Here is a 9,150-nt window from a genome sequence, read left to right as displayed (position 1 = left end):
CAGCAGCGTCAGCCAGTCGCGAATCCGCGCAGCGGAGTAATAGTGGCCGCGCCACGGCTGACGACCACCGCTTCTTGAAAGCGCACGCCGCAAACCAAACAGGCTGAACGGGTTCAGACCACTGATCAGCACACTACCCTCGGGCACCAGCACCCGTTCGACCTCACGCAGCACTTCGTGCGGGTGGCGACTGAACTCGAGCACATGCGGCAGCAACACAAGATCGACGCTCCCGCTGGCCAGTGGAAGCGCGAATGCTTCGCTGCGCAAAGTCGCCGGCCCCACGGCATCGAGCTCGAAACGATAGGAGATGCGGCTCGCCCGCAGGAACGGATGGGTGGGCAATCCGATCTGAACTGCGTTATAACCAAAAATATCCGCAACCAGGGCATCAAAGTGCGCATGCTCCCAATCGAGCACGTATTGTCCCTGCGTAGTCTGCAACCACACCGAGAAATCTTCAGGCGCATGAACACTCGACATACTGATACACCGACTCCGGAAATCCTGCCGCTACCGGCATTCAACGACAACTACATCTGGACCCTGCGCGCGGGGAAGAACGTTGCGGTGGTCGATCCAGGCGACGCAGCCGTGGTGGAGGACTATATTAACCGACACGGCTTGAGCCTCACGGCGATACTCATCACCCACCATCATGCAGACCACACCGGTGGTGTCCTCGCGCTCACCGCGACACGCGGCATTCCGGTCTTCGGGCCGGCCAGCGAAGACATCGCGGGTGTCACCCACCCGGTTTCCGAGGGTGGTCGTGTCTCACTCGACGCACTGGGAATCAGCTTCGACGTACTCGAAGTACCCGGCCACACGAGAACCCATATCGCCTATCTTGCCCCGGGCGTCCTGTTCCCGGGCGACACTCTGTTCAGTGCCGGCTGTGGCCGCTTGCTCGGCGGCACCGCCGAGCAACTCCATGCGTCGCTGCAGCGACTGGCCGATCTGCCGGCGCAGACCCGCGTCTATTGCACGCACGAATACACCCTGGCCAATCTGCGGTTTGCGTGCGCCGCAGAGCCAGAGAATGCCGAACGCGACGACTGGCAACGGCACTGCGAACGAGAGCGGGCCGCCGGAAGACCCACGCTGCCAAGCACCATCGGGCAGGAGAAGCTGATCAATCCTTTCTTGCGCACCGACTCCGACCAGCTCCTTGGTGCGCTCACCGAACACGTCGGGCATCGCCCCGCGAACGCCCTCGAGTGCTTCACCGAATTGCGTCGATGGAAGGACGTCTTCTGACTACGCGGATCAAGCGCGTGCGGCCAGGCTGCGCTCCACGGCCGCCAGAACCTTGGTGGTGTTGAAGGGTTTGACCACGATGCCGCTCGCGCCCTCCTTGATCATGTTTTCCACCGCTTCGCGATCGGTGTGGCCGGTGATCATGATCACTGGAATATCTGGCGTCTCGCGCCGTAGTTCGGCAAGCACATTCATGCCATCGAGCTTGGGCATCACGACATCCAGACAGACCAGGTCGGGCTGAAGTCTATCGACCACTTCGAGGCCGGACAAACCATCGCGGGCCTCGCCGATCACTTCGTAGCCGGCGTTTCGCAGAATCGAGCGCAACAGCGTTCGACTGAGCTCGTTATCCTCGATAAGTACAATTCGCGGCTTTGCAGTCTTCATTTTCAGGGGGCGATGTCCACACTTCGTTGCGCCACAACGACGCGGTTTCTACCGCCACGCTTGGCCTCATACAGTGCCTTGTCCGCTTCACTCAGAAGCGACGCAGGGCTGGCTCCCGGTTCGTCGCCGGGTACACAACATGCAACACCCAAGCTTAGCGTGACATGATCCGCCGAACTTGAAGCACTGTGCGCCATCGCCAACTGGGCCACCGCGTCACGCATGAGCTCCGCAACCGCACGGGCGCCCACTTCGTCGGTGTCCGGCAACACTACTGCAAACTCCTCTCCACCGTATCGCGCCACGAGGTCTGTCGCTCGATGCAGGCACGCGGCCAACGATTTGGCGACGGCCTTGAGGCAGTCGTCACCCGCTTGGTGGCCATAGGTGTCGTTGAACTCCTTGAAATGATCCACATCTGCCACGAGCAGAGACAGCGACTGGCGATTTCGCAGCGATCGTCGCCACTCACGTGCCAGGGTTTCGTCAAAACAGCGTCGATTGGGGATACCGGTCAGACCGTCGACCGAAGACAAACGGGTCAACTCGCGGTTGGCCTCATCGAGCTTTCTGGTGAGAACCAGCAACGAATAGCGCATCTGCGCGATTCGTTGCATCGCCCTCACCTTGGCCTTCAGCACGACTTCGGACACCGGCTTGACCAGATAATCGTCACCGCCAACGTTGATCCCTTCCGCAAGGTCCTCGTCGCTCGCGCGCGCAGAGAGAAAGATGATCGGCGTCCACTCGCCGTCCTTCTCGAGCTGGCGAATGCGTCGCGCAACCTCGAAACCGTCCATCCCGGGCATGATGATGTCGAGCAGCACGAGATCAGGTCTTTCCTGCTTGAACATCTCGATACCCGAAAGCCCATCGCTCGCACGAACGGGCACCAGCCCCATCTTGTCGAGAAGGTGGCAGATGAGCGTGGCGCTCGTCACCGTATCTTCGATGACCAGGGCTTTCACGAAAGCTTTCGGGGTTGTTCTGACATGGTTGAATCCTATCAATTTCCGCCCATCTAAGGCGCAGAATGGATCACGGCAAGCGTAACTTTTACGCACAACCTGTTGTTAACTTCACACAGTTTGACCGGGAGCACCGGCTCGCATAGACTCCATCGATTAAACTGAATCCAAACCGCCTCCGGCCACATGGCAGCAGCTTCGCTCCCCCGCATCGGCGTCTTGGTCATCGTGTTGTGTCTTTCCCTGCACGCCACCGCCGCCGAGCAGGACTCCTCCGCACCGCCTCTGCCGGCAGACACGGGAGCGGTCGTGCCCTTCCTGTTCCAGCCGGAACCCATTATCGTGGAACTACCGGTGCATCAGGAGCGAGTGCTCAAGCTCGATCTCACACGTGACCCCAACGACATATGGGATCGCTTACGTCGCGGTTTCGCCATGCCCGACCTCGACAGCAATCTCGTCGTCGAAATGCAGGGCTTTTATCTCAACCGACCGGGCTTCCTGCGGCGCGTTTTCGAACGCGGCGGACAATATCTCTATCACATCGTCGACGAGATCGAACGACGCGGCATGCCGACCGAAATCGCGTTGCTGCCGATGGTCGAGAGCAACTTCAACCCAATGGCCTACTCCCGGGCGCACGCTTCAGGGATGTGGCAGTTCATCCCTTCGACCGGGCGCAACTTCAACCTGGTGCAAAACAGCTGGGTGGATGAACGTCGCGACGTGATCGCCTCGACCAATGCGGCACTCGACTATCTCGAGTATCTGTACAACATGCATGGCGACTGGCATCTCGCGCTTGCTTCGTACAACTGGGGCGAAGGCGCGGTCGGTCGGGCAATGCGACGTAATCGGGACGAAGGTTTACCGGCGGAATACTCGCACCTGCGCATGCCGGACGAGACGCGTCGCTACATTCCCAAATTGCAGGCGCTCAAGAACATCGTCGCAAGCCCCGAGCTTTTTGCTTTTGAATTGCCCTTTGTGCCCAACGACCGCATGTTCACCACGGTCGAGGCCCCTCAGGGAATCGACCTTGCAACCGCTGCCGAACTGGCTGAAATGCCGATCGAAGACTTCATCGCCCTGAACCCGGCCTACAACCGCCCGGTGCTCGGCCTGTCGGGGCAGTCACTGGTGGTACCGCTCGACCGGGTGACACCCTTCCGCGAACGCCTTGGCGATCTCGAAAACGAAGCAGGACGCTGGAAAACTTACGAACTCCGTCGCGGAGAGGATCTCGGCGCCGTAGCACGGCGTTTTGGCCTGTCTGTCACCCAACTCAGGCAAATCAACAGACTTTCCGCCAATAGTCGCATCACACCAGGCATGACGCTGTTGGTGCCGGACGGCATCGACCCGTCCGGGGCAATCGAAGCGGCTCGCGCGTTGAGTAGCGGGCGACGCTAGGGCCGGTTCGACCAGCAATGGTCGGCCGACCCGGACCCGCGCTCAGTGGTGATGACCACCCGGGCCATGCACGTGGCCGTGAGCGATTTCTTCGGCACTGGCCATGCGCACCTCGGCCACGCTGCCGTCGAACACCAGGGCGACACCCGCCAGCGGGTGATTGCCGTCGACGACGACCTTGCCCTCGGCGATATCGGTGATGCGGTAGACCATGTCGTCCTCGCCATCTTCTCCGACGCGCTCGAAGGACATGCCGACTTCGATGTTCTCCGGGAACTGGCTGGCCTCTTCGACGAGTACGAGTTCCTCGTCGTAGTCACCGAAAGCGTCTTCCGGCTGCAACTTGACGGTGAACGCCTCACCCACTTTCTTGCCGTGAAGCGCTTCCTCGAGCATCGGAAAGATGCCGTCGTACCCGCCATGCAGGTAGATCAGCGGATGCTTGCCATCATCGATGAGATTGCCATCCGAATCCTGCACGGTGTAATTGAGAGTAACGACGCTGTTTTTGACGATTTCCATTTGAGAGCCCGATTTACAGTTTGCTGACCAGTTTGAATACTTCCGCCGCGTGACCACGCGGTGAAACATCGCTCAGTATATGTCGAACGACGCCCTGCTTGTCGATGATGAAGGTGGTGCGTACCAGCCCGCTACGGGTCACACCGTCGATCACCCGTGACTGCAACACACCGTAGAGCTGACACACTTCCTTGTCCTCATCGGACAGCAGGCGCACCGACAAGCCGTGCTCGTCGCGAAATTCAGCATGCGTCAGACAGTCGTCGGGGCTGACACCGACGATGATGCAGTCGCACTTGGCAAAGTCGGTTTCGTGGTCACTGAAATCCGCAGCCTGCAACGTGCAGCCCGGCGTGTTGTCGCGGGGGTAGAAATAGAGCACCACATGATGCCGGCCGATCTCCTCCGCGAGATCGAACAACTCCATGTCGGCATCCGGCAGGGCGAATACCGGTGCTGAATCACCGATTCGAATCATCTCTTGTCTCTGGGGGTGCCTGGGAGCCCCGGATTCTAGCCGAGAGCCGTGGCTAACACTACCGCCAGCGGGCAGAGTGGGCTGCAGTGACATGGCGTGTCTCCGTGTTGTCTTCTATATGGGTAGACCACCGCGCGGTGCGACTCAAGGCGAACTGTGCAAAAGGCGGTGCAGGCCAGTTTCGACGAACCGGCTTGCAGTCCACTGGAAACTGTTCAAAAATACAGTACCAGGAGAAACCACCATGATCAACGACCTGACCCAGCGCCAGCGCGAAATCCTCGACTTCATCCGCGAGACAGTGGATAACGAGGGGCGCCCGCCCACCCGCGCCGAGGTCTGCCAGGCCTTCGGCTTCCGCTCGCCCAACGCTGCCGAGAGCCATCTGCGCGCGCTCGCCGCCAAAGGGGCGATCGTGATCGAAGACGGTCGCGCACGCGGCATCCGCCTGACCGACAACGGCGGTCTGCCGCTCATCGGACGGGTCGCTGCCGGCAGCCCTCTGCTCGCCATCGAGCACATCGAATCCCGCCACCCGGTCGACCCCGCCCTGTTCTCTCCCCGCGCCGACTACCTGCTGCGTGTTGCCGGCATGAGCATGCGCGACGCCGGCATCCTCGACGGTGACCTGCTCGCGGTGCATCAGACTCCGGAAGCGCGCAAGGGCCAGATCGTCGTCGCCCGGGTTCAGGACGAAGTCACGGTGAAAACCTTCTCACGCAAAGGCCACGTCGTCAGCCTGTTGCCGGCCAACCCGGACTTCTCGCCCATCGTCGTCGACACCCGGCGCGAGCCGCTGGTCATCGAAGGCATCGCGGTCGGCCTGATCCGCAACGGCATGCCGGTCTGAGCACACTGGTCACACGAGCAACATCATGCCGGCAGCAAACATCGTATCGACACTGATCGAGGCCATGCCGCCGGGTCTGGTCTGGACCGGCAGGCGCATGGCGGCCAGCAGTGCCTCGGGCTGGTCGACCGGCTTCGCGGCGCTCGATGCCGAACTCCCCGATCGCGGCTGGCCCCGCGGCACCATCATCGAACTCATCGCCGCCCGCCCCGGCATCGGCGAACTCGGCCTGCTGCAACCCATGCTGCGCCAGACACCACGCAAACGCTGGGTCAGCTGGATCTCGCCCCCCATGCTGCCGTATGCACCCGCATTGGCCGAGGCCGGCATTCCGCTGTCGCGCATGATGGTGGTCGACACCCGCGACAACGCCGCCTCGTTGTGGGCCTGTCGCCAGGCGCTGGGCTCGCGCGCCTGCCACACCGTGCTCGCCTGGTTGTCGCGCATCGATACCTCCGGCCTGCGCAGACTGCAGCTCGCCGCCGAAACCTCGGGCACCCCGTTGTTTCTGTTCCGCCCGGAGCATGCCGCAGTACAGGCTTCCCCGGCCGCACTCCGCCTGCAACTCGAAGCCAACCCGGACGGCCTGCGCGTTCGCATCCTCAAACGCCGGGGGCCACCGACTGCCGACGTTGTGCACCTCAACCTCAACGCTCACACCCATGCTGTGGATCGCGCTGACCCTGCCGGACCTGCCGCTTCAGGCCATTACACGCGCTGCGTCTGAATCCGGCCCATTGGCGGTGACAGGCCCGAGGGCGCGCCTGCTGTCGGCCAATGCAGCGGCTCAGGCGCTCGGCGTACGGGCCGGCACGAGCGTGACCGACGCACTGGCGGCCGCGCCGCAACTCGAACTGCGCCAGTGCGACCCCGCGCTTGAGCACGAAGCGCTGAACACGCTGGCCATCATGGCGTGTAGATTCACTCCCTCGGTCAGCCTCCAGGCGCCCGACACCGTACTCATCGAGGTGTTGTCCTGCCTGAAGCTCTTCGGCAACGTCCGGACCATCATCCGGCAGGCGACAGAAGCATGCCAGGAGCTTGGTCTGGACGTCGTGCATGCCGCTGCGCCGACCCCGCTCGCCGCCCACTGGCTGGCGAACTATGCCCCCGGCCTTGTCGTCGAGCCTCGTCCGGGCTGGCAGGCCGTGCTGGACAAGCTGCCGGTTCAGGCGCTGGCATGCGGCGCCCAGGTTGCGGAATCGGTCATCGACCTGATCACCGGTGTCGGCATCGACACCATCGGCCGACTGCAGGCCCTGCCACGCGAAGGGCTGGCCCGCCGACAGGCCCGCAGCGTGCTCGACACCCTGGCCCGGGCTCAGGGCCACACGCCCGACCCACGCCGCTGGTTCACCCTGCCCGCGCGCTTTTCAGCGCACATCACCCTCCCCGCTTCAACCCAGGATGTCGAACCCCTGCTCTTCGCCTGCGACCGTCTGTTCACCGATCTCGCCACCTGGCTGAAGGCAGGCCATGCCGCCACGGACCAGTGCATGCTGCATCTCGAGCATGAGCGCCATCCCGCCAGCAAATTCGAGATCATCGCCGCCGCGCCCACCCAGGACAAACGCCGTTGGCTAACGATCGCGCGCGAGCGGCTCGCCGTGACCACGCTGGCCGCACCGGTCGAAATCCTCCGCCTCGAAGCAGAAGGCACACTCAAAATCCAGCAGGCTTCCGCCGACCTCTTTGGCGACCCGACGCAGGACGACGAAGCAGCCGACCACCTGCTGGAGCGCCTGCGCGCCCGTTTCGGCGCCCAATCGGTGCACGCCCTGCGCACCTGGCCCGACCACCGCCCGGAAAAGGCCTGGCGCTGCGCAGAACCCGGGACCGACTACCCGACCCTGCCCGGCAAGCGCCCCCTGTGGCTGCTGCCTCAGCCCAGGCCGTTGCAAAGCGTCGAGGCTTTTCGCATCGAAGCCGGCCCGGAGCGTATCGAAACCGGCTGGTGGGACGGAGAGGAAGTCCACCGCGACTACTACGTCGCCCGCGCCCCCGACGCCTCACGTCTGTGGATCTTCCGCGATCTCAGAACATCCCGGGATTGGTTCGTGCACGGCTATTTCGGTTAGTTCGGCGTTTCCGATAGACTTGCAAGCCTTCACTCACCCAGCACCATTCCATGCCTTTCCTGCCCCAGCGCCTCGAAGGCGAAGCCGACGGCGACCTGTTCCGGCGCCGCGCCCGTTTCACCGGCATTCTTTTTCTCGTCTTCCTCGCCAGCGCGATCTGGCTGTTCGCCCGCTCCGAGTCAATCTGGCTGCGCATCATGCCGCTGGAAGGCGGCATCTTCCTGCTCGCCTCGGCCTTGTTCGGTGGTCTGCTCGCGATCACGCCGGTTGTGTCGCTGGTCTTTCTGCTGATGACCGTCTGGTACGGTGTTGAGAGCGTGTTCCGTCAGCGGGCAAGGCACACGCCACTGCTCGACATGGGCATCATCGCCGGCGGCGTGCTGGTATGGTTTTCTCCGGGCCTCGCGCTGGTCGCCGGCGCCGCACGCGCTGTCCTCACCGGCTCCATCGCCTTTTCGCGACCGCAACGGGTCTACTTTCTCGAGAGCGACCCGATCGCCTTCTGGCAAAGCATCGGCTTCATGCTCATCGTCGCCGCTGCCCTGTCCTACCCGGCTTGGCAGTATTGGAAAACCAAGTACGCCAACCGTCGCACAGCAGGCTAAAGCCTAAGCCTCGCGAAACACCAGCACCGTGCGCTGCGAGCGGCTGCAACGCCCCGCGGGCCCGGGCTCGAGCACCATGCCCTCCGGTGGGGCGATCCGGTTGGCCTTGGGCATCAGGAAGCCGAACCACAGGCCACCACTGAGCGTATTGCACACATCCGCCTCCAGCGGCATCGTCTCGTGGCGCCAGGCCTGATCGGCATCCGGACCGGCGCGATGCGCCTGCAGGTCGCGTTCGGCCACGTCGAGCACCGCCTGCGCCTTGTCGGCAAGCTGCGAATCCATGAAGGTCATGACCATCCACACCACCCACGCGAACAGCGCCAGCCGGACCAGGCGCGCACGCTGGCTGACCTTTTGCGTGCTCTTGTCGTCCGTCATCGCCCGAGCCACCCCTTGCGCAAGGCCACGGCCGCTTTCGCCGCCGGGTGGCGTGCCGACAGCTTGACGCTGTTAGCCGGCGCGGGCGCGAGCGTGACCTCGAAGCACATCAGTTCATCCCGCCTGAAGGCGTGAATCGTGACCTTGTCCCCCGGCTTGCGTCTGGCGAGCATGGGTTCGAGCGTGCCATTGCCCACCCGCAAAC

General features: G+C 63.1%; 12 protein-coding genes and 1 pseudogene. 6 read left to right on the top strand and 7 right to left on the bottom strand.

Going from position 1 to position 9,150, the window contains the following annotated elements; all coding sequences use genetic code 11:
• The coding region (locus tag GPA21_RS17120) for a class I SAM-dependent methyltransferase (protein WP_168989324.1) at positions 1 to 483 on the bottom strand (483 nt) is incomplete at its 3' end.
• Between GPA21_RS17120 and gloB the strand changes: the two genes are divergently transcribed.
• Complete coding sequence (gene gloB, locus GPA21_RS17115; protein ID WP_168989323.1) at positions 469 to 1,260, top strand: hydroxyacylglutathione hydrolase; 792 nt, start codon at positions 469 to 471, stop codon at positions 1,258 to 1,260. The two genes, GPA21_RS17120 and gloB, sit on opposite strands and share 15 nt — an antisense overlap.
• A gap of 9 nt (positions 1,261 to 1,269) precedes the next feature.
• Here the strand turns inward: gloB and GPA21_RS17110 are convergent, their stop codons facing one another.
• Both GPA21_RS17110 and GPA21_RS17105 read right to left on the bottom strand, forming a co-directional pair.
• Positions 1,270 to 1,650: a response regulator gene (locus tag GPA21_RS17110; protein ID WP_168989322.1), complete on the bottom strand. Its 381-nt coding sequence runs from the start codon at positions 1,648 to 1,650 to the stop codon at positions 1,270 to 1,272.
• Between the two features lie 2 nt (positions 1,651 to 1,652).
• A complete protein-coding gene (locus GPA21_RS17105) occupies positions 1,653 to 2,618 on the bottom strand; it encodes a diguanylate cyclase domain-containing protein (protein WP_168989321.1) in 966 nt (321 codons plus the stop codon).
• A gap of 186 nt (positions 2,619 to 2,804) precedes the next feature.
• On the opposite strand from GPA21_RS17105, the gene GPA21_RS17100 reads away from it, so the two are divergent.
• Positions 2,805 to 4,031, top strand: a complete 1,227-nt coding sequence (locus GPA21_RS17100; protein ID WP_168989320.1) for a transglycosylase SLT domain-containing protein — start codon at positions 2,805 to 2,807, stop codon at positions 4,029 to 4,031.
• A 42-nt stretch (positions 4,032 to 4,073) separates the two neighbouring features.
• Here GPA21_RS17100 and GPA21_RS17095 read toward each other — a convergent pair whose 3' ends face one another.
• The gene (locus GPA21_RS17095; RefSeq protein ID WP_168989319.1) at positions 4,074 to 4,553 is read right to left on the bottom strand and encodes an FKBP-type peptidyl-prolyl cis-trans isomerase; all 480 of its coding nucleotides are present in this window, start codon (positions 4,551 to 4,553) and stop codon (positions 4,074 to 4,076) included.
• Between the two features lie 13 nt (positions 4,554 to 4,566).
• Positions 4,567 to 5,031, bottom strand: a complete 465-nt coding sequence (locus GPA21_RS17090; protein ID WP_168989318.1) for a peroxiredoxin — start codon at positions 5,029 to 5,031, stop codon at positions 4,567 to 4,569.
• Between the two features lie 244 nt (positions 5,032 to 5,275).
• On the opposite strand from GPA21_RS17090, the gene lexA reads away from it, so the two are divergent.
• Genes lexA through GPA21_RS17070 form a run of 4 tightly spaced genes read left to right on the top strand, consistent with a single transcriptional unit; the run spans position 5,276 to position 8,564 of the window.
• A complete protein-coding gene (lexA, locus tag GPA21_RS17085) occupies positions 5,276 to 5,881 on the top strand; it encodes a transcriptional repressor LexA (protein WP_168989317.1) in 606 nt (201 codons plus the stop codon).
• Positions 5,882 to 5,906: 25 nt separating this feature from the next.
• Complete coding sequence (gene imuA, locus GPA21_RS17080; protein WP_168989316.1) at positions 5,907 to 6,608, top strand: translesion DNA synthesis-associated protein ImuA; 702 nt, start codon at positions 5,907 to 5,909, stop codon at positions 6,606 to 6,608.
• Complete coding sequence (locus tag GPA21_RS17075) at positions 6,544 to 7,959, top strand: Y-family DNA polymerase (RefSeq protein ID WP_168989315.1); 1,416 nt, start codon at positions 6,544 to 6,546, stop codon at positions 7,957 to 7,959. The genes imuA and GPA21_RS17075 overlap by 65 nt, the downstream gene beginning before the upstream one ends.
• Positions 7,960 to 8,009: 50 nt before the next feature.
• Positions 8,010 to 8,564, top strand: a complete 555-nt coding sequence (locus GPA21_RS17070; protein WP_246262034.1) for a hypothetical protein — start codon at positions 8,010 to 8,012, stop codon at positions 8,562 to 8,564.
• A 3-nt stretch (positions 8,565 to 8,567) separates the two neighbouring features.
• Here GPA21_RS17070 and GPA21_RS17065 read toward each other — a convergent pair whose 3' ends face one another.
• Complete coding sequence (locus GPA21_RS17065) at positions 8,568 to 8,945, bottom strand: hypothetical protein (protein WP_168989314.1); 378 nt, start codon at positions 8,943 to 8,945, stop codon at positions 8,568 to 8,570.
• Positions 8,942 to 9,150: pseudogene (locus GPA21_RS17060) on the bottom strand (M61 family metallopeptidase); the annotation flags it as partial. The gene GPA21_RS17065 and the pseudogene GPA21_RS17060, both read right to left, overlap by 4 nt.

This window comes from Azoarcus taiwanensis, assembly GCF_012910885.1.
In the GTDB taxonomy this organism is placed as follows: Bacteria; Pseudomonadota; Gammaproteobacteria; order Burkholderiales; family Rhodocyclaceae; genus Azoarcus_F; species Azoarcus_F taiwanensis.
The sequence above is the reverse complement of the archived record's forward strand: the minus strand, read 5'-3'. Positions and strand labels throughout refer to the sequence as shown.